The sequence below is a fragment of the Kitasatospora sp. NPDC050543 genome, assembly GCF_044457565.1.
Classification (GTDB): Bacteria; Actinomycetota; Actinomycetes; order Streptomycetales; family Streptomycetaceae; genus Kitasatospora.
On sequence record NZ_JBITGZ010000020.1, the window covers coordinates 34,983 to 54,369 of the forward strand.

The window sequence follows — 19,387 nt, forward strand, 5'->3', positions numbered from 1 at the left end:
CCGGAACGAGGGGCAGCGGCCCCGAGAGAACCCGGAGATCACCCCGAGGCCCCACCCCGGGGTAACCCCCCATGTGCCCGCTCAGACGGGCCAGGTCTCGCCCCGCCAGGCGGCGTCCCAGAACATCCACTCGTAGCGCGAGGTGGTGGTGAAGTGCTCGACGACCCGGCGCCGTTCGGCGGGGGAGATCTCCTCGCCGAGCCGGTCCGTCAGTGCCAGCACCCGGCGCACCACGGCCTGGAAGGCCTCGTCGCCGTAGGTGGAGATCCACTTGGCGTAGAGCGGGTTCGGGGATGACCTGGTGAGCAGTTGCTCGCCGACCCGGGCGTAGATCCAGTAGCAGGGCAGCACCGCGCCGACGGCCTCCGCGAACGAGCCGCCGTACACGGTGGCCAGCAGGTAGCTGGTGTAGGCCCGGGTGGTGGGCAGCACCGGCTCGGCGGCGGCCTGCTCGGCGCTGGCCCCGAACGCGTCCATGAACTCGGCGTGCATGCCCTGCTCGGCGGCGAGCGCGCCGACCGCGTCGTCGGCGAAGGCCCGGACGTCCTGCTCGTCGGGCGCCTTGGCGGCGCACACGGCGAGGGCGCGGGCGTAGTCGCGCAGGTAGTGCGAGTCCTGGACGACGAAGTGGCGGAAGGCTTCGCGCGGCAGTGTGCCGTCGGTGAGACCGCCGATGAAGGGGTGGTCGAGGATCTCCGCGTAGATCGGCTCGATCGACGCCCAGAGTTCTTCGGTCAGGGTCACGGTGCGACTCCCTCCCTGTCCCGGACGGGGGGAGTGCCCCTGTCACGGCCAGGTTCTGGCGGTCGGCGCGGCGGGGGCCGTGGGGAAACCCGGCCGTCAGCGCCCTCTCAGCCCGCTGCTGCGGGCTCCCGCGGTGTTCGGTGTGTTGTCGCGCCCGACCCTATCGGGGCGCCGGCCGGGGCGGGCCCGGCGGTTCAGTCCTCGGGCGGGGAGAACACCACCAGCACCCGCAGCTCCTCGGTGATGTGGTGGAAGTGGTGCTCCACCCCGGCCGGTACGTACACCACGGTGCCCCGCCCGACGGTGGTGGTCTCGCCGCCGACCGTCAGCTCGGCCCGGCCGCTGATCACCTGGTAGATCTCGTCCTGGGCGTGCGCGGACTGCGGGTCGGTCTCACCGGGGGAGAGCGCGTACAGACCGGCGGACATCTGCCGCTGCTTCAGGAAGCGCAGGTACGCGCCCTGGTTGGCGGCGCGCTCCGCGTCCAGCTCGTCCAGCCGGAACACCTTCATGGGACTGCTCCTCTACTCCGTGCACGGGGCTGAGGGCATTCAACAACATGCCGCCTGGAGCTTCCCCCGGCCACGCCTGCCTGCGACGATCGCGCCATGAAGGGTTTCGCAATCAAGACACTTATCAACGCCGCCGCGATCTGGGTGGCCGCCGCGATCGTCACCGGGATCACGCTCACCGGTGACGACTGGACCAGCAAGACGCTCACGGTGGTCCTGGTCGCCCTGATCTTCGGGGTGGTGAACTGGCTGATCAAGCCGGTGGTGAAGCTGTTCTCACTGCCCTTGTTCGTCCTCACCCTGGGGCTGATCACCTTCGTCATCAACGCCCTGATGCTCTGGCTGACCTCGTGGGCCTCCGGCAAGCTCGAACTGGACTTCCACGTCCAGGGCTTCGTGCCCGCGCTGCTGGGCGCGCTGATCATCAGCCTGGTGTCCTGGGGCCTCAGCCTGGCCCTCGGCGACGACTGAACCCGCTCCCGCGCGCCCGCCGCGCCCTACCGTGCCCCGGCGGCAGCCACGACGGGGCCGCTGCCCGGGTATGCCACCGGCCGGCGGCCCCGTCGTGTCGTCCTCGTACCGCTCACCCTCTTGTCCCGGTACCGCTCGTCCGCGTACCGCGTACCGCGTGCCGCGCACCGCGTCCGTCACATCCACGGCGCCCCGAGCCGGTCACCCGGCGTTCTCGCACCCCCGGCTGAGGATGTCGGCGAGCTGCGCGTCCAGTTCGCCGCCGGTGAGCTCCTCGCCCATCGGCACCAGGCGGTCGGTCCGGCTGAGGAAGGCGATCAGCGGCGGGGCCGAGGCCAGCAGCAGCGCATCGCCCTCTGGGGAGTGCAGCACGATGCGGACGTCCGAGAGCTCGTCCCCGACGGGGTGGATGTGCACATCGCCCTCACCGGTGGGGCGGCTGATCCCGTCGAGCAGCAGCTCCCGGGCGAAGATCCAGGTCACCGGCTCGTCGCCGGGCAGGTGGAAGGTGAAGCGAACCGCGTACGGGTCGATCGGGTCGTACTCGAGATCGACCACGATGCGGAAGGAGAGCTCGCTGGAGACCACGAGGTTCATGACCACGTGGCCCTGGACTGTGCTGTGCATGCGCCAGTACCTCTCGTTCTGCCCGGCCTTGCGTGCTGAGTGGCTGAGTCTGTTGTGCTGCCAATTCTGTAGTTTTGGTCGTGGTTCCCTGTTCAAACCTCATCGTCCGGGTTCGTGGACGTATGGGGACAAGGTCCGCTTCTTCTCACACGGTGAACACCCGGGTACCCCTGAGGTGGGCCCCGGTCCGGCTCATGGCACAGGAGGGCATACGGAGCAAGCAGCTCCGCTTTGCCCAGCAGGCGCTCATTGCAGCACAGGCGGGCCGGGCCCGCAATCACTCCCGCATGCTTCGCCACACAAAATCGCTTGAATCAAAGATCAGCAGATCACTCTCCGAGATGAATTCAAGGGGATCCGGCACTCCGGCCTGGCTATTCAAGATCCATCGAGCCTGCTCCCTACGCCCGAACGGACGCACCCGGGCCAGGGCGCGTTTCGGCCCGGCCGAGGTGCGGCAGACTCCCGCACAACGCTCCAGCCCCGGAGGTGGCCCATGGCCAACCCGCCCCGTCCAGTCGTCAAGCGCACCGCACGGGCGATCCTGCTGGAGCTCGACCCGGACGCCCCGCACGCGCCGGCCTCCATCATCCTCATCAAGCGCACCCGGCCCGGCTCCCGGCCGTACTGGATCACCCCGGGCGGCGGCGTGGAGCCGGCCGACCGCACCGTCGTCGAGGCCCTGCACCGCGAGGTGGACGAGGAACTCGGCGGCAAGATCGTCGACGTCGTCCCCGCGTTCGTGGACACCATCGCGCACACGCACCACGACGACGGCACGCTCGCCCACCCGCACGGCGTCAAGGTGCAGCACTTCTTCGTCTGCCGGCTGGCCACCATGGACCCCTCCCAGCGACACGGCCCCGAGGTCGAGGAGCCGAACGGCGAGTACGAGATCGTCCGGCTGCCCTTCACCCGCGAGGGCGTGACCTCGGTCAACGTCGTCCCGCCCGCTCTGCGTGCCTTCCTGGCCGCCAATATCGAGGGCGTCCGCGCGATGCTCGCACCCGACCTGGCCTGAGCCCGGGCGACCGGGCGCGGAACGCGGCCGGACGCCCGCGCTACCCGGCGACCGACTCGCCGGCCAGGTCGTGGCGGATCCGTTCCTGCGGCACCCCGGCCCGCAGCAGCACACCGGCCCCGCGCCGCACCATCGCGGCCGGCCCGCTGAGGTAGGCGTCCCGGCCCTGCCACGGGCCGAACCGGCCGATCACCTCCGGCAGTTCACCGGCCAGTACGTCCCCCGCTCCGGTCCGCTGCCCGGACACCACCGGGCGGACGGAGAGCCAGGGGTGGCGCTGCGCGAGCCGGCGCAGCGCCTCCAGCTCGTACAGCTCGGCCTGCTTTCGCGCGCCGTAGAACACCTCCACCGACCGGCCGGCCGCGCCGTACTCGGCGACCTCCTCGACCATCGCGGCGATCGGCGCGATGCCGGTGCCGCCGCCCACGCAGAGCAGGTCGGCGCCGCCCGCGTGGTCGACCACCATCGAACCGGCCGCCGGCCCCAGCCGCAGCACGTCCCCGGGCGCGGCCCGGCGGACCAGCGCGTTGCTCACCCAGCCCGCCTCCACGGCCTTGACGTGGAAGGTCAGCAGGCCGTCCGGCCGGGGCGCGCCGGCGAAGGAGAAGGGCCGCCAGACCCGGGGCCACCACGGCGTCTCCAGGGTGGTGTACTGCCCGGCCCGGTACGGGTACGCCTGGTCCGGGCGGACGGTGATCACCGCGATCTCCGGGGTGCGCTGCTCGTGCGCGACCACCTCGGCCTGCCACCAGGCCGGCGAGCCGCCGGCCGCGCGCTCGGCCGCCGCGATCATGATCGAGGAGACCAGCCCGTACACCCGCCGCCAGGCCCGCTCGGTCTCCGCGTCCCAGCGGCTGCCCGCGTACCGGGCCAGGGCCGCCACCAAACACTCCCCCACCGGGCCGTAGTGGCCGCTCAGGGTGCCGTACTTGCGGTGGCCCCGGCCGAGGGCGCTCAGGTACTCGGTGAGCCCGGCCGGGTCGTCCGCGCTGCGGGCGGCCATCAGCAACACCCGGAACAGGCGGTCACGCTGTACGTCCATGGCGGCCGGGAACATCGCGCGGATCTCGGGGTGGTGCAGGAAGATCAGGGCGTAGAAGTGCGCGGTGGCCCGGTCCGCCACCGGCTCGACGACGGCCAGGCTGGCCCGGACCAGCTCGATGTCGCGGGCGGTGGGGGGCTGCTCCACCGCCGAGCGGAGCTCGGGAACGGCGGCCGGGGCAACTGCGGGGGACCGCGCGGCTGCGGGGGCCTGGACGAGGGCGGGGGCGGGGGCGGCCGGGCCGGCCGGGCCAGGGGCGAGGGCCCCGGTGGCCGGGGTGGCCGGGGCCCAGGCCCGGCTCCAGTGATCCCCCGGGCCGGCCCAGTTGAGGCTGGGTGCGCTGCTGAACAGCGGCTCGATCGCGGGGGCAGCCGGCGTCCGAGGGGCTGCCGGCGGGGCGAGGGGAGGTGGCGGGATCGCGGGCGGTACGGGCGGTGCGGGCGGCGGGTCCGGGATCGACATCGTGGCGGCCGTGGGTCCGCCCGACAGGGGAGGCAACCCGGGAGCGGGGACCGGCTCCAGGACGGGCTCCGTCGCCGGCCTCGGAGCGCGGCCGACGGCCGGCCCGGTGGTGTCCGGCACGGTCTCCGGCTCGGGTTCGGCGTCCGGCCCGGATGCGACGGGGGTCGCCCCCGGTACCGCGGTCGCCGTGCTCGAACCGTGTCCGACACGGACCAGGAGTGATCTGCGTGATTTCACCGCAACTTGACGAGTACTCAAGAGAATCGTTTCGCCTCCGGCCGTCCCTGCACCACCTGGCTCGTCCCTGCTGACGCCTTCGGTAGCGTGGCACGCCCGAACAGCTCATCCGACAAGTCAGGCGAAAGCCCGGACATCCGCGCCGTCCGCGCGCTACGCTCCCTCGTCCACCGCCTGCCGGCCGCCCGCAGCGGCGGCGGCGCGTCCGTGGGGCTGGCGGGATCGCCGCAGGTCAGGAAGCACGGACGGCCCGATCGCGGGATCGATCACCGCGATCGGGCCGGTCAGTGGAGGCCGGTCGGGACAGGCCGTCGGAGCCGGCTGTCAGAGTCGGCGCATCAGGGTGCCCGGCTGCTCGACGCAGTCGGCGACGAAGCGCAGGAAGCCGCCCGCCGTGCCGCCGTCGCAGACCCGGTGGTCGAAGGTGAACGACAGCTGCGTCACCCGCCGGACCGCCAACTCGCCCTGGTACACCCAGGGCTTGGCGACGATCCGGCCCACTCCGAGCATCGCGGCCTCGGGGTGGTTGAGGATCGGGGTGGAACCGTCCACGCCGAACACCCCGTAGTTGTTGAGCGTGAAGGTGCCGCCGGTGAGCTCGGCGGGAGTGAGCGAACCGGCCCGCGCCGCCTCCGTGAGCCTCCCGAGTTCGGCACCCAGCTGCTCGGTGGTCAGCAGGTGGGCGTCCCGTACGACGGGGACGACCAGCCCGCGCTCGCTCTGGGCCGCGAAGCCCAGGTGCACGGCGGAGTGCCGGCGCAGCGCCGTCGGGGCACCCGAGGCGTCGGTGTCCACGCTCGCGTTCAGCTCCGGGTAGCGGGCCAGCCCGGCGGTGCAGATCCGCGCGAACAGGGCCAGCAGGCTGACCTTGGGCATGCCGCTGTCGCGGTTCATCTGCTCGCGCAGGGCGAGCAGTTCGGTGGCGTCGGCGTCCACCCAGCAGGTCGCGGCGGGGATCTCCCGGTGGCTGCGGCTCAGCTTGTCGGCGATCGTCCGGCGCAGCCCGCGCAGCGGGACGACGTTCTCGGCCGGGAGCGCCGGTGCCGCTGCGGGGGCCGCAGTTCTGGCCCGTTCCACATCGGCCCGCATGATCAGCCCGTCCGGCCCGCTGCCCGCGAGCGTCGTCAGGTCGATCCCGTGCTCGCGGGCCATCCGGCGCACCAGCGGTGAGATCACCGAGACCACGCCCGGTGCCGCGGGGGCGGGTGCCTGCGGGGCGGGGGCCGCCGGGGCGGAGGCCGTCACGGTGCCCGCCGTGGCGGCCCGGACCCGGCCGCGCCGGGCGCCCTTGGGCGTGTCCGCGACCCCGAAGCCGACCAGCGGACGCTCGGCCGCGCCGCCGGCCACCTGCCGCCCGTCCGCCCGGTGCTCCTGCGCGCCCTCGGCGCCCACCGCAGGGGAGACCGCCACGGTCACCAGCGCGGCGCCGACCGGTACCTCCTCCCCCGGCTCGCCGTACCGGGCGGTGACCACCCCGCCGTACGGGCAGGGCACCTCGACGACCGCCTTGGCCGTCTCCACCTCCACCACCGGCTGGTCGACCGCGATCACCTCGCCGACCTCGACCATCCAGCGCACCACCTCGGCCCCGGTCAGACCCTCACCGAGGTCGGGCAGCGTGAACTCGCGAACGACAGGCATCATTTCTCAGTCCTCCCACTGCAACCGGGCGACGGCGTCCAGGATCCGGTCCACCCCGGGGAGGTGGTGGTGCTCCAGCATCGGCGGCGGGTACGGGATGTCGAAGCCGGAGACCCGCAGCACGGGCGCGGCGAGGTGATGGAAGCAGCGCTCGGTGACCCGGGCGGCGATCTCCGCGCCCGTCCCGCCGAAGCCGGTGGACTCGTGCACCACCACGGCCCGGCCGAGCGAGCGCACCACCTTGCAGACCGTCTCGTCGTCGAACGGGACCAGCGTGCGCAGGTCCAGTACCGCGAGGTCCCAGCCCTCGGCGGCGGCGGCCTCGGCCGCCTCCAGGCAGACGGGCAGCGAGGGGCCGTAGGTGATCAGTACGGCGGAGCGGCCGGTGCGGCGCAGCACCGCCCGGCCGATCGGCTCGACCGGCGCGGCCGGGTCGAGCTCGGCCTTGCCCCAGTAGAGCCGCTTGGGCTCCAGGAACACCACCGGGTCGTCGGAGGCGATCGAGGCGCGCAGCAGCCCGTACGCGTCGGCCACCGTCGCGGGGGCGACCACGTGCAGGCCGGGGGTGTGGGTGTAGTACGCCTCGGAGGCGTCGCTGTGGTGCTCGACACCGCCGATGCCGCCGCCGTACGGGATCCGGATGGTGATCGGCATCGGCAGCCGGCCCGCCGTCCGGTTGCGCATCTTGGCGACGTGCGAGACGAGTTGCTCCATCGCGGGGTAGGCGAAGGCGTCGAACTGCATCTCCACCACCGGGCGCAGCCCGTACATCGCCATACCGACCGCCGTGCCGAGGATGCCCGCCTCGGCCAGCGGGGTGTCCAGGCAGCGGTCGGGGCCGAACTCGGCGGTCAGCCCGTCGGTGATCCGGAAGACCCCGCCGAGTGCGCCGACGTCCTCGCCGAGCACGTGCACCGCCGGGTCCTCGCGCATGGAGTCCCGCAACGCGGAGTTCAGGGCCTGCGCCATGGTGCGGGTGGAAACGGCTGTGCTCATCAGTGCTGCACCTCGGCCTCGGCGGCCAACTCGGCGGCGAGCTGCGCGGCCTGCTCGCGCAGCTGCGGGGTGGGCTCGGCGAAGACGTGGGCGAAGAGCGACATCGGGTCGAGCTCCGCGTCGGCGTGGAACTCGGCGCGCATCCGGGCGGCGAGTGCCTCGGCCTCCTGCGCCGCCTGCTCGACCAGGGCGCCGTCCAGCACACCGGCCTCGCGCAGATGGCGTTCCATCAGCAGGATCGGGTCGTGCTCGCGCCAGGCGACGACCTCGTCGTCCTCCCGGTAGCGGGTGGCGTCGTCGGCGTTGGTGTGCGCCTCGACCCGGTAGGTGAGTGCCTCGACCAGGGTCGGGCCGCCGCCCGAGCGGGCCCGCTCGACGGCCTCGGCGAGCACCGAGTGCACGGCGGGCGCGTCGTTGCCGTCGACCAGCCGGCCCGGCATGCCGTAGCCGACGGCCTTGTGGGCCAGGCTGGGCGCGGCGGACTGCTGGGTGAGCGGCACCGAGATCGCGTAGCCGTTGTTCTGCACCAGGAACACCACGGGGGCGCGCAGCACGGCGGCGAAGTTCAGCGCCTCGTGGAAGTCGCCCTCGCTGGTGCCGCCGTCGCCGAGCAGTGCCAGCGCGACCACCGGCTCGCCGCTCAGGCGGGCGGCGTGGGCCAGCCCGACGGCGTGCGGGGCCTGGGTGGCCAGCGGGGTGCAGAGCGGTGCGGTACGGGTGGCGCGCGGGTCGTACCCGGTGTGGGCGTTGCCGCGCAGCAGGGTGAGCGCCTCCAGCGGGTCGACTCCGCGGGAGACCACGGCGAGGGTGTCGCGGTAGCTGGGGAAGAGCCAGTCGCCCTCGCCCAGTGCCATCGCGGCGGCGACCTGGCAGGCCTCCTGGCCGGTGGAGGCGGGGTAGACGGCCAGCCGGCCCTGCTTGGTGAGGGTGGTGGCCTGCTGGTTGTAGCGGCGGCCGACGACCAGCCTGCGGTAGAGCTCGCGCAGCAGCGCCGGGTCCTGCTTGTCCAGGGCCGGCGTGCCGAGCACCCGGACCGGGGCTGCGTCCGGGAGGAGGGGGGCCGGGTCGGTGCGCGGGGCGGTGGCCCCGGGAAGCCAACCGGGTACCGATGTGTGCGGTCTGTGATCGAGAACGGTCATCTCGGGCACCTCCAAGGGTGGGGGAGGGGCTGCGGGGGCAGCGATGGTGCCGTGGTGCGCGAGGGGCCGCGACAGGAGGTCGTGGAAAGGCTTTCCTCCCTACCGATTGTTCGGTTGTCTGTTCATTCTGGCCACAGGTCGGTGAAGGTGGTGGACAATCGGCCGCGACAGCGGTCGACTGGAGGCAGCACGTCCATTTCTTCAGAGTGGGGGGCCATGTCCGCTGAACAGATGTCCAGAGCCTCGGCGGCGGCCCAGCCGCTCGACCGGGTGGACAGATCCATCCTCCGCCTCCTCCAGCAGGACGGCAGGGCGTCGATACGCTCCGTAGCCGAGCGCGTGCACGTCTCCCGGGCGAACGCCTATGCGCGGATCGCTCGGATGGTCGAGGACGGCATCATCCGCGGCTTCACCGCCAGGGTGGACCACGAACGGGCCGGGCAGGGCGCATCCGCGTACATCACGCTGAAGATCGTCCAGAACTCCTGGCGGATGGTGCGCGAGCAACTGCTGACCCTGCCGGGGGTCGCGCACATCGCGCTCGTCGGCGGCGAGTTCGACGTGCTGCTGCTGGTGCACGCCGCCGACAACCGGGGCCTGCGGGAGCTGGTGCTGGGCCGGATCCAGGCGATCCCGCAGGTCCTGGCGACCCAGACGCTGATCGTCTTCGAGGAGACCGACCAGGTGCCGCCTGATTGATTGGGGCGCCCCCTCGTCTCCGGGGCGCTCCTTCTTCTGGTGCGCCCGCTCGCCTCCGGGGCGCTCACGTCCGGTGCCGATGGTCGGCGCTCCGGCGCTCGCTTCGCTCGCTTGTCGCTTCTCCCTTTCGGCACCGGCGCGCCCCTTCGGCTCGGGGCGCGGCCGGCGGGGGTGGGCGTCAGGACGCGGGGGCGGGGTCTGCGGGGTCCGCGGGCGGGTGGGTCAGGCGCGGAGGCCGTCGAAGGCCAGGTGGACCACGGTGTCCGCGACGCCGTCGGCGGCCTTCAGGCCGGGGCGGTACCACTCCACGATCGAGTTGATCATCCCGAAGAGCAGCCGGGTGGCCAGTCTCGGTTCGAGGTCGGAGCGCAGCGAACCCTCCGCGACGGCGGCTCGGAGCAGCTCGGCGACCTGGTGGTCGAAGTCCCGGCGGCGCTCCAGCGCCCACTGCTCGGTCACCGTGTTGCCCCGCACCCGCAGCAGCAGGGTGACGTACGGGAGCTCCGCGAGCAGCACCTCGGCGGTGCGGCGCACCACGTGCTCCAGCCGGTCCACGGCCGGGCCGGTGGTCGCGCCCGGCTCGGCGAGGATGCCGAAGAGGCCGTCCAGCGCCCGTCCGACGGCGAGGCGCAGCAGCTCCTCCTTGCCCCGCACGTGGTGGTAGATCGAGGACTTGGAGATCCCGGCCGCCCGCGAGAGGTCCTCCATCGAGGTGCCGTCGTAGCCCCGCTCGTTGAACACGTCGACGGTCACCGCGAGCAGCGACTCGACGGTGTAGGCGGTGCGGGTGGTGTGATCGGCCATCCTCCGAGTATCCCCGGCGGGCGGGGGCGCGGTCAGGCCGGGGGCGGTCAGGGACGGTCAGGGACGGGGCCGGCGGCGGTCCTTGGGCCGGGGTTCGGGCACCCGCTCCGGGCCGCCGTCCTCCTCCGGCTTCCCCTCGCCCGCACCCGCCTCCGCGCGCTCGCGGTCGCGGTCGCTGTCGCGGGCGATGAAGTAGGTCGGGCGCTGCTGGACGGCGGTGTAGATCCGCCCGACGTACTCGCCGAGCAGGCCGAAGCAGATCAGCTGGACACCGCCGATGAACAGCATCACGGCGAACAGCGAGGTCCAGCCGGGCACGGTGTTGCCCAGCGCATAGGCCGTCAAGGTGAAGGCGAGCAGGGCCAGGCAGGTGAAGAAGCTGACGACGCCGAGCCAGGTGGCGAGCCGCAGCGGGGCCGCCGAGAAGCCGGTGATGCTGTCGATGGCCAGGCGGACCATCTTGCGCAGCGGGTACTTGGTCTCGCCGGCCACCCGTTCGTCGCGGTGGTAGCTGACCTGGCCGCTGGGGAAGCCCAGCCAGGGCACCAGCAGCCGGTAGACCTGCTGCTGGTCGGGCAGCGCCTTGAGGGCCTCCACGGCGTCGCGGCTGAGCAGCCGGAAGTCACCGGCCTGGGAGGGGACGGTCTTGCCGACCAGCCGGCGCATCAGCCAGTAGTAGGCGCCAGCGGTGCGACGCTTGAAGCCGGTGTCGGTGGAGCGGTCGGTGCGCACGCCGTAGACGATGTCCAGCTGCTGGGCCGTGGCGAGGGCCAGCATCTCGGGGATCTTCTCCGGCGGGTCCTGGAGGTCGGCGTCGATGCTGGCGACGTAGTCACCGCGGGCGCTGTGCAGGCCGGCGGTGAGGGCCGCCTGGTGGCCGGAGTTGCGCCGCAGCCGGATCACCCGCAGCTCGGGCCATCCTGCGCGGAAGTCGTCCAGCAGGTCGGTGGTCTTGTCGCTGCTCCCGTCGTCGACGGCGACGACCTCGTACGGGACCCGGATGCCGTCCAGGACCGGGCGCAGCCGGTCCACCAGTGCCGGGAGGGCCTCCTCCTCGTTGTACATGGGGATGACGACGGACAGCTCGGTCCGGTCGTGGTGCACAGCGGTCATCGGATGTCCTGGCCCGTGGGGGGAGAGAAGGAAGCGGTCGGGTTTGCGCAAACGGTCCCAGACTGCCGTCCACGCCCATACCGTAAACTGCCGGGATGCCGCGCGGTGACCTTTGCGGTGTGACAGTCATCGATAGGTGAGACCCGATTATCCGATGAGCACATCACCTGGCGCGGTCTCTGCTGCCATCCCCCGGCCCCGATCCCCGCTCTCCTCCGGCCCCGCGGACCCCTCCGCGAAGCACGGCCACGGCCGGCGGCTGCGCGCGGCCGCCGACCGGTACGGCCCGGCGCTGGGCGTCTACGGCCTGGTGAAGCTCGCGGGTTTCACCACCTTCATGCTGTTGCTGAACGATGCCGGGGACTACCTCGGCAAGCACCCCCGGTTCGGCGGCGGCGCCCGCCCCTGGGACGTGCTGGCCTCGTGGGACGGCTGGTGGTACCAGCAGGTCGCCCAGTACGGCTACCACCCGCAGCTCGTCCCGGTGGTCGGTCAGGGCGCGTTCACCGTCCAGGAGAACTCCGCCGCCTTCTTCCCGCTCTACCCCGGCCTGATGCGGCTGGTCTCGGACTGCACGGGCCTGGGCCTGTACGGCGCCGGCATGCTCGTCTCCGTCCTCACCTCGTTCGCGGCAGCCGCCGGGATCTTCGGCGTCACCACCCGTCTCGGCGGCGCCAGGGCCGGCCTGATCGCCGCCGCACTGTGGGGCCTGGCCCCCGGTTCGGGCGTGGAGTGGGCGCTCTACTCGGACTCCACCTTCGTCGCGCTCGCCGCCTGGGCCTGCTACACGGTGATGACCGGCCGCTGGCTCACCGCCGGCTCGCTGACCCTGGTGGCCGGCCTCAACCGGCCCACCGCCGCCGCCCTGGTCGCCGCCCTCGGCGTGGCCGGCCTGATCGCCCTGTACCGGCGCACCGACGGCATCGCCCGGCCGCTCGCCGCGATCACGATGGCCCCGCTGGGCCTGCTCGGCTACGTCGGCTGGGTCGGCTGGCGGATGGGCGACTGGGGCGGCTACTTCAAGCTCCAGCGCGGCGCCTGGATGCACTACTTCGACTGGGGCGCCAGCACCCTGAACACCGTGTTCAGCGTGCTGTACGGCCACCGGGACTACCAGTTCGTCTACCCGGTCGAGGACCTGGTCGCGATGGCGGTGCTGATCGCCCTGCCCGTCCTGGTGGTCCTGCTGCTGCGGCTGCGTCCGCCCGCCGTGCTGGTGGTCTACACGCTGGTCACCATCGTCACCGCGCTCGGCAGCCAGCAGATCTTCGGCAACACCTCCCGCTACCTGCTGCCCGCCTTCCCGCTGCTCATCCCGCTCGCCCTCGCGCTGCGCAGGCTCAGCCTCCGGGTGCTGGTCACGGTGCTCGGCACCACCGCCCTGGCGTCCGGCTGGTTCGCCGGCTACGTCCTGTTCGAACTCGGGGTTCCGTAACCGATGCCCACCGACTCCTCCCCCGGCGCGCGCACCCCCGCGCCCCCGGCCGGGCCGCCGCCCGCGCGGCCCGCCCGCGTCACCCGCCAGCTGCCGGTGTTCGCGATCATCGGTTCCATCTCCACCGTCGCGTACCTGGGCCTGTACGCGGCCCTCCAGCCGCTCACCGGCGCACAGGCCGCCAACCTGATCGCACTGCTGGTCACCGCCGTCGCCAACACGGCGGCCAACCGCCGCTTCACCTTCCAGGTGCGCGGCTCCGAGGGCGCGGCCCGGCATCAGCTCCAGGGCCTGGTCGCGTTCGCCGCCGGGCTCGCGCTGAGCAGCGGCGCGCTGGCGCTGGTCCACCTCGCCTCGCCGCACGCCTCGCAGCTGCTCCAGCTGGGCGCGCTGATCGCGGCCAACGTGGCGGCGACGGCGCTGCGCTTCGTCCTGCTGCGACTGTGGGTGTTCAAGCACTCGAACGGGACGTCCACGGACAGGCCCTAGACTCGGCCGGACGATCGTCCCCGGCGTGAGGGTGGAGTCCAGTGAACGCGACACCGGCAGTCACCGCCGATGTGCCCGAGCTGCACAACGGCGGCGCCCCGGCCGGGCCGAACGGCTGGCGCGAGCGCTCCCGGCGTCTGGTGCTGCGCTACGGACCCGCCGTCTGGTGCTACGCGGTGCTGAAACTGGTCGGCTTCGCGGTCTTCATGCGGCTGCTGGAGTTCTCCGGCGACTACCTCGAGAAGCCCGCCCGCTTCGGCGGCGGCGACCACCCCTGGGACGTCCTGGCCTCCTGGGACGGCTGGTGGTACCAGCAGGTCGCCCAGTTCGGCTACCACCCGCAGCTGGTACCGATCACCGGCGCCGGCGACTTCACCATCGACCAGAACTCCGCCGCCTTCTTCCCGCTCTACCCGGGACTGATGCGGCTGGTCTCGGACTGCACGGGCCTGGGCCTGTACGGCGCCGGCATGCTCGTCTCCGTCCTCGCCTCGCTGTTCGCGGCCGCCGGGATCTTCGCCGTCGCCGAGCGGGTCGGCGGCGCCAGGGCCGGCGTCATCGCGGCGGGGCTCTGGGCCGTCTGTCCCGGCTCGGGCGCCGAGTGGGCCGTCTACTCCGACTCCACCTTCGTCGCGCTGGCCGCCTGGTCCTGCTACTGCGTGATGACCAGGCGGTGGATCGCCGCCGGAACGATCACCCTGGTCGCCGGCCTCAACCGGCCGACCTCCGCCGCGCTGATCGCGGCCGTCGGGATCGCCGCGCTGCTGGACCTGTACCGGCGCGAGAGCGGCGTCCTGCGCCCGGTGGCGGCGATGCTGATGGCGCCGCTCGGCCTGCTCGGGTACGTCGGCTGGGTCGGCTGGCGGATGGGCGACCTGGGCGGCTACTTCAAGCTCCAGCGCGAGGCCTGGCTGCACTTCTTCGACTGGGGCCAGCACACCTGGAACGCGATGCGCGGGGTGCTGCTGGGCCGCCAGGACTACCTGTTCGCCTTCCCGATCTCGGACCAGCTGGCCGCGCTGATCGTGATGGCCCTGCCGGTGCTGATCGTGCTGCTGCTGCGGCTGCGCCCGCCCGCCGTCCTGGTCGTCTACACCCTGGTCACCATCGCCACCGTGCTGGGCAGCCAGCAGATCTTCGGCAACATCTCCCGGTACCTGCTGCCCGCGTTCCCGCTGTTCATCCCGCTCGCGCTCGCCCTGCGCAGGCTCAGCTGGCCGGTGCTGGCCACGGTGCTCGGCACCACCGCGATCGCCTCCGGCTGGTTCGCGGGCTACGTCATCTTCGAGCTCGGCATCCCGTAACCACCGGCGGCGCTCGCGGGACCACCGGCCGCGCTCCCGGAACCGCCAGCGCGGGCCCTCTTGAGCCGACCGATCGTTCGGTTACTCTGTGACTTGTCCCGTCCGCCCCCTCCGAGGAGCGCACCATGGCTACAGCGGTCACCCACCCCTTCACCGCCGAACTCGTCGAACGCCACCAGGGCACCCTGAGCCGCGCGCTCACCGCCATCGCGGAGCGGGACTACTGGTCGCCCTACCCCGAGTTCCCCAAGGCGTACGGCGAGAGCGGCCCCGCGGACGGCCGCGCCGCGTTCGAGGCCCTGCTCGGCACCACCTTCGCCATCGAGGGCCAGCCCACCGACGGCGACCTGGTCGGCGGCGAGGCCTCCCCGTACGGCATCGACCTCGGCATCAGCTACCCGCACGCCGACCCGGACAGCCTGATCGCCGCCCTGCGCGCCGCGCAGCCCGGCTGGGCGGCGGCCGGCCCGGCCGCCCGCGCCGCCGTCTGCCTGGAGATCCTGGCCCGGATCAACGCCCGCTCGCACGAGTTCGCGCACGCCGTCATGCACACCACCGGCCAGGCGTACGGGATGGCCTTCCAGGCCGGCGGCCCGCACGCCCAGGACCGCGGCCTGGAGGCCGTCGCGTACGCCTACGCCGAGCAGACCAGGCTCCCGGGCAGCGCCAACTGGACCAAGCCGCAGGGCAAGCGCGAGCCGCTGCAGATGACCAAGGAGTTCACCGTCGTACCGCGCGGCATCGCGCTGCTCGTCGGCTGCAACACCTTCCCCACCTGGAACGGCTTCCCCGGCCTGTTCGCCTCGCTGGCCACCGGCAACCCGGTGCTGGTCAAGCCGCACCCGCGGGCCGTCCTGCCGCTGGCACTCACCGTCCGGATCGCCCGCGAGGTGCTCGCCGAGGCCGGCTTCGACCCCAACCTGGTGTGCCTGGCCGCCGAACACGAGGGCGCGACCATCGCCCAGGTGCTGGCCGTGCGCTCCGAGGTGAAGCTGATCGACTACACCGGCTCCACCTTCTTCGGCGACTGGCTGGAGGAGAACGCCCGGCAGGCCCAGGTCTACACCGAGAAGGCCGGCGTCAACACCGTCGTCGTCGACTCCACCGACAACTACCGCGGCATGCTGGACAACCTGGCCTTCTCGCTCTCGCTCTACAGCGGCCAGATGTGCACCACCCCGCAGAACCTGCTGATCCCGCGCACCGGCATCCGCACCGACCAGGGCGACAAGTCCTACGACCAGGTCGTCTCCGACCTCGCGGCGGCCATCGAGGGCCTGCTCTCCGACGACGCCCGCGCCGCCGCCATCCTCGGCGCGGTGGTCAACCCCGGCGTGCTCCAGCGCACCGTGCAGGCCGCCGGCGGCGAGTACGGCGAACTCGCCCTCGCCCCGCGCGTGGTGACCTCGCCCGAGTTCCCCGCCGCCACCGTCCGTACGCCCGCGCTGATCAAGGCCGACGCCGACAAGCCGGACGACCGGGCGACCTTCCTCACCGAGTGCTTCGGCCCGGTCTCCTTCGCCGTCGCCGTCGAGAACACCGACTCCGCCGTGCGGCTGCTGCGCCAGACCGTCCGCGCCCAGGGCGCGATGACCGCCGCCGCGTACACCGTCGACCCGGAGGTCGAGGCCGCCCTCGTCGAGGCCGCCCTGGACGCCGGGGTGTCCCTCTCGCTCAACCTCACCGGCGCCGTCTACGCCAACCAGACGGCGGCCTTCTCCGACCTGCACGGCACCGGCGCCAACCCGGCCGCCAACTCCGCGTACTGCGACGCGGCCTTCGTGGCCAACCGCTTCCGCACGATCGAGGTCCGCCGCCACAGCTGATCCACCCTCACCGCGGGCGGTCCGGCCCTACGGCCGGGCCGCCCGCGGCGTGCGTGGCGCGGCCGACGGGCGCCGGGAGCGCCACCGCCGCAGGGCCGGGCGACGGGCCAGCCGGGCCATCCCCCGCAGGTCCGCCAGCGCCGTACGGACGATGTCCACCCGGCTGTCCGGGTCGTCCACCCAGTCCACCGGCACCTCGTGGATCCGCAGCCCGGAGCGCTGCGCCAGCAGCAGCAACTCGGTGTCGAAGAACCAGGCGTCGTCCTCCACCCGCGCCAGCAGCCGCCGCGCCACGTCCGTACGGGCCGCCTTGAAGCCGCACTGGGCGTCGGAGAACCTCGCCGCCAGGGCGGTGCGCAGCAACAGGTTGTACGTCCGCGAGATGAACTCCCGCTTGGGCCCGCGCACCACCGCCGCCCCGTGGTGCAGCCGGCTGCCGATCGCCAGGTCGCTGTGGCCCGAGAGCAGCGGCGCCACCAGCGGCAGGAAGGCCTCCAGGCCGGTCGAGAGGTCCACGTCCATGTACGCGACCACCTCCGCCCCGCTGCGCCCCCAGACCTCCCGCAGCGCCCGCCCACGGCCCTTCAGGGGCAGGTGCACCGCGTCCACCCGCCCGAACTCCGCGGCCAGCGCGGTGGCCACCGCCCAGGTGCCGTCCACGCTGGCGTTGTCGGCGACGGTGATCCTGAACTCGTACGGGAACGTCCGCTCCAGGTACCCGTGCAGCCGGCGCACGCTGCGCTCCAGCACGTGCTCCTCGTTGTGCACCGGCACGACCACCTCGACCAGCCGCGCCCCCGCCCGCGGCCCGTCCTGCGCGCGGTCCTGTGCGTGGTCCCTGGTGGGAGGGTCGGTGGCGAGCACGGCGGGGGGCGTTGCGGGCTGAGTCATGAGTCGGAGATTCACAGGCCACCGTGGGGCAGCCATGATGGGAGGCTGAGAACGCGCTGAGAACACGCCCTCAACCCTCCTCCGATCATCGGGAGATGACATATGACCGAGAAGCAGCTCAGCTCCGACGTCCTGATCGTCGGAGCCGGACCGACCGGGTTCCTGCTCGCCGGAGACCTGGCCACGGCGGGCGTCAGGGTGACGGTCCTGGAGAAGCGCGACACCGAGTCCAACCTCACCAGAGCCTTCGCGGTGCACGCCCGCACCCTTGAGCAGCTGGACGCCCGGGGCCTGGCCGACGACCTGATCGCCACCGGGAGCGCGCTCTCCTCGCTGCGCCTGTTCGGCCGGCTGCGGGTCGAGCTGGGCGACCTGCCCACCCGCTTCCCGTTCGTCCTGATCACCCCGCAGTCCAACACCGAGCGGCTGCTCCAGGAACGCGCCGTCAAGGCCGGCGCGACCATCGTGCGCGGGGCCGAGGTGACCGGGCTGCGCCAGGACGCCGAGGGCGTCACCGTCGAGACCCGCGAGGGCGGGCGCACCGGCGTCCACCGGGCGCGCTACGCGGTCGGCACCGACGGCGTCCACAGCATCGTGCGCGACCTGCTCGGCATCCCGTTCCCCGGCGAGTCGGTGGTCAACTCCGTGCTGCTGGCGGACGTCCGGCTGGAGCGCGCACCGGAGGAGGTCCTCACGGTGGGCGCGAACGAGGCGGGCTTCGCCTTCCTCGCGCCCTTCGGGGACGGCTGGTACCGGGTGATCGCCTGGGACCGCGCCCGCCAGCTGCCCGACAGCGCACCGGCCGGCCTCGCCGAGATCGCCGACATCGCCCGGCGCTCCCTCGGCGAGGACTACGGGCTGCACGACGCCCGCTGGACCTCCCGCTTCCACAGTGACGAGCGCCAGGCCCCCAACTACCGCTCCGGACGCGTCTTCCTGGCCGGCGACGCCGCGCACTGCCACTCCCCGGCCGGCGGGCAGGGCATGAACACCGGCCTCCAGGACGCCGCCAACCTGTCCTGGAAGCTCGCCGCCGCCGTCCAGGGCTGGGCCCCCGACGCCCTGCTGGACACCTACCAGACCGAGCGGCACCCGGTGGGCCGCGCGGTTCTGCGCTCCTCCGGCGCCCTCGTCCGGCTCGCCCTGGCGCAGTCCGTGCCGGCCCGCGCGCTGCGCTCCGCCCTCACCGGCCTGGCCGGACACCTCGGCCCGATCGCCGAGCGCGGCGCCAGGACCGTCTCCGGCATCGCCGTCAGGTACCCGGCGCCCAAGGAGTCCCACCCGCTGGCCGGTCGCCGGGTGCCCGACCTGCGGCTCACCGGGCTGCGCCCGGCCGAGGACGACCGGACGGGCCCGCAGCGGCTCTACGAGGGCCTGCGCGGCGGGAAGTTCGTCCTGGTCAGCAATGACGAGCTGGCCACCGCCGAGCCCTGGGCCGACCGCGTGGTCAACGCGGCCCCCGCCGACCCGCACGGCAAGCTGCGCGACACCGTCCTGCTGGTGCGCCCCGACGGCTACGCCGCCTGGGCCGCCGTCGACCCGAGCCGCGGCGAACTGCGCGCGGCCCTGACCCAGTGGCTCGGCGCACCCACCGCCGACTGAACCACCCGCCCCGGAGAGCCCCCGTGAATTCGCCCGGGAGCTCTCCGGGGCCTCTCCGGGGGCGAACCGACGAAGACCGGAAGGCGCGGCGCTCGCGGCACTCGCGACCTGGGCCGGCGCACGGGCCGCCGACCGGCGCAGCCCGCGGCTGGCGGCCGCAGACCTCCTGACCCGGATTCAGTACGGAACTCCGCGTCCCCGTTCCGGAATTGGGCCAGACCAATTCCGGTTCACCGAAGTCGGGCCCCTGACGACGTGACCCGAAGCATCGTCAGGGGACATTCACTGTATGGATCTCCGCTCATTCTGTGTGTGCATTCTCCATCCACACT

17 protein-coding genes and 1 pseudogene are annotated in these 19,387 nt (G+C 72.9%); 8 read left to right on the forward strand and 10 right to left on the reverse strand.

The annotated features are described in order from the left end of the window. Positions 1-81: 81 nt before the first annotated feature. A complete protein-coding gene (gene tenA / locus ACIBH3_RS23440) occupies positions 82-744 on the reverse strand; it encodes a thiaminase II (protein WP_396314006.1) in 663 nt (220 codons plus the stop codon). Positions 745-938: 194 nt separating this feature from the next. Then, positions 939-1,256, reverse strand: coding sequence for a cupin domain-containing protein (locus tag ACIBH3_RS23445; RefSeq protein WP_396314007.1), 318 nt, complete (start codon positions 1,254-1,256; stop codon positions 939-941). Positions 1,257-1,352: 96 nt separating this feature from the next. Here ACIBH3_RS23445 and ACIBH3_RS23450 point away from each other — a divergent pair, with 96 nt between their 5' ends. Next, positions 1,353-1,727 (forward strand): phage holin family protein, encoded by a 375-nt coding sequence (locus tag ACIBH3_RS23450; protein ID WP_396314008.1) that lies wholly within the window; start codon positions 1,353-1,355, stop codon positions 1,725-1,727. A 201-nt stretch (positions 1,728-1,928) separates the two neighbouring features. On the opposite strand, the gene ACIBH3_RS23455 is transcribed toward ACIBH3_RS23450, so the two are convergent. Then, complete coding sequence (locus ACIBH3_RS23455; protein WP_396314009.1) at positions 1,929-2,354, reverse strand: SsgA family sporulation/cell division regulator; 426 nt, start codon at positions 2,352-2,354, stop codon at positions 1,929-1,931. Positions 2,355-2,850: 496 nt separating this feature from the next. On the opposite strand from ACIBH3_RS23455, the gene ACIBH3_RS23460 reads away from it, so the two are divergent. Continuing rightward, positions 2,851-3,375 carry an NUDIX domain-containing protein gene (locus ACIBH3_RS23460; protein ID WP_396314010.1) on the forward strand — a complete coding sequence of 175 codons (525 nt, stop codon included), beginning with the start codon at positions 2,851-2,853 and terminating at the stop codon, positions 3,373-3,375. Between the two features lie 40 nt (positions 3,376-3,415). Here ACIBH3_RS23460 and ACIBH3_RS23465 read toward each other — a convergent pair whose 3' ends face one another. The 4 genes from ACIBH3_RS23465 to pdhA form a co-directional block, all read right to left on the reverse strand. Beyond that, entirely contained in the window at positions 3,416-4,879 is a 1,464-nt protein-coding gene (locus tag ACIBH3_RS23465) for a globin domain-containing protein (protein WP_396314011.1), read from the reverse strand. 561 nt (positions 4,880-5,440) lie between these two features. Beyond that, positions 5,441-6,757 carry a dihydrolipoamide acetyltransferase family protein gene (locus tag ACIBH3_RS23470; protein ID WP_396314091.1) on the reverse strand — a complete coding sequence of 439 codons (1,317 nt, stop codon included), beginning with the start codon at positions 6,755-6,757 and terminating at the stop codon, positions 5,441-5,443. Positions 6,758-6,763: 6 nt separating this feature from the next. Continuing rightward, positions 6,764-7,753 (reverse strand): alpha-ketoacid dehydrogenase subunit beta, encoded by a 990-nt coding sequence (locus tag ACIBH3_RS23475; RefSeq protein ID WP_396314012.1) that lies wholly within the window; start codon positions 7,751-7,753, stop codon positions 6,764-6,766. Further along, positions 7,753-8,892: a pyruvate dehydrogenase (acetyl-transferring) E1 component subunit alpha gene (gene pdhA, locus ACIBH3_RS23480; RefSeq protein ID WP_396314013.1), complete on the reverse strand. Its 1,140-nt coding sequence runs from the start codon at positions 8,890-8,892 to the stop codon at positions 7,753-7,755. Before pdhA ends, ACIBH3_RS23475 begins: the two co-directional genes overlap by 1 nt. Positions 8,893-9,108: 216 nt before the next feature. Between pdhA and ACIBH3_RS23485 the strand changes: the two genes are divergently transcribed. Then, positions 9,109-9,591 carry an Lrp/AsnC family transcriptional regulator gene (locus ACIBH3_RS23485; protein WP_396314014.1) on the forward strand — a complete coding sequence of 161 codons (483 nt, stop codon included), beginning with the start codon at positions 9,109-9,111 and terminating at the stop codon, positions 9,589-9,591. A gap of 222 nt (positions 9,592-9,813) precedes the next feature. Here the strand turns inward: ACIBH3_RS23485 and ACIBH3_RS23490 are convergent, their stop codons facing one another. Then, a complete protein-coding gene (locus ACIBH3_RS23490) occupies positions 9,814-10,395 on the reverse strand; it encodes a TetR/AcrR family transcriptional regulator (RefSeq protein ID WP_396314015.1) in 582 nt (193 codons plus the stop codon). A gap of 57 nt (positions 10,396-10,452) precedes the next feature. Then, complete coding sequence (locus ACIBH3_RS23495) at positions 10,453-11,508, reverse strand: glycosyltransferase family 2 protein (protein WP_396314016.1); 1,056 nt, start codon at positions 11,506-11,508, stop codon at positions 10,453-10,455. 154 nt (positions 11,509-11,662) lie between these two features. Between ACIBH3_RS23495 and ACIBH3_RS23500 the strand changes: the two genes are divergently transcribed. The 4 genes from ACIBH3_RS23500 to paaN all read left to right on the forward strand — a co-directional run bounded on the left by ACIBH3_RS23500 (position 11,663) and on the right by paaN (position 16,562). After that, entirely contained in the window at positions 11,663-12,943 is a 1,281-nt protein-coding gene (locus ACIBH3_RS23500; RefSeq protein ID WP_396314017.1) for a hypothetical protein, read from the forward strand. Positions 12,944-12,946: 3 nt separating this feature from the next. Next, positions 12,947-13,432: a GtrA family protein gene (locus tag ACIBH3_RS23505; protein ID WP_396314018.1), complete on the forward strand. Its 486-nt coding sequence runs from the start codon at positions 12,947-12,949 to the stop codon at positions 13,430-13,432. 41 nt (positions 13,433-13,473) lie between these two features. Next, positions 13,474-14,736 (forward strand): hypothetical protein, encoded by a 1,263-nt coding sequence (locus ACIBH3_RS23510; RefSeq protein ID WP_396314019.1) that lies wholly within the window; start codon positions 13,474-13,476, stop codon positions 14,734-14,736. Between the two features lie 125 nt (positions 14,737-14,861). Further along, entirely contained in the window at positions 14,862-16,562 is a 1,701-nt protein-coding gene (paaN, locus tag ACIBH3_RS23515) for a phenylacetic acid degradation protein PaaN (RefSeq protein WP_396314020.1), read from the forward strand. A gap of 90 nt (positions 16,563-16,652) precedes the next feature. On the opposite strand, the pseudogene ACIBH3_RS23520 reads toward paaN, so the two are convergent. Next, positions 16,653-17,453: pseudogene (locus tag ACIBH3_RS23520) on the reverse strand (dolichyl-phosphate beta-glucosyltransferase); the annotation flags it as partial. 102 nt (positions 17,454-17,555) lie between these two features. Here ACIBH3_RS23520 and ACIBH3_RS23525 point away from each other — a divergent pair. Then, entirely contained in the window at positions 17,556-19,055 is a 1,500-nt protein-coding gene (locus ACIBH3_RS23525) for an FAD-dependent monooxygenase (RefSeq protein WP_396314021.1), read from the forward strand. Positions 19,056-19,387: the final 332 nt, after the last annotated feature.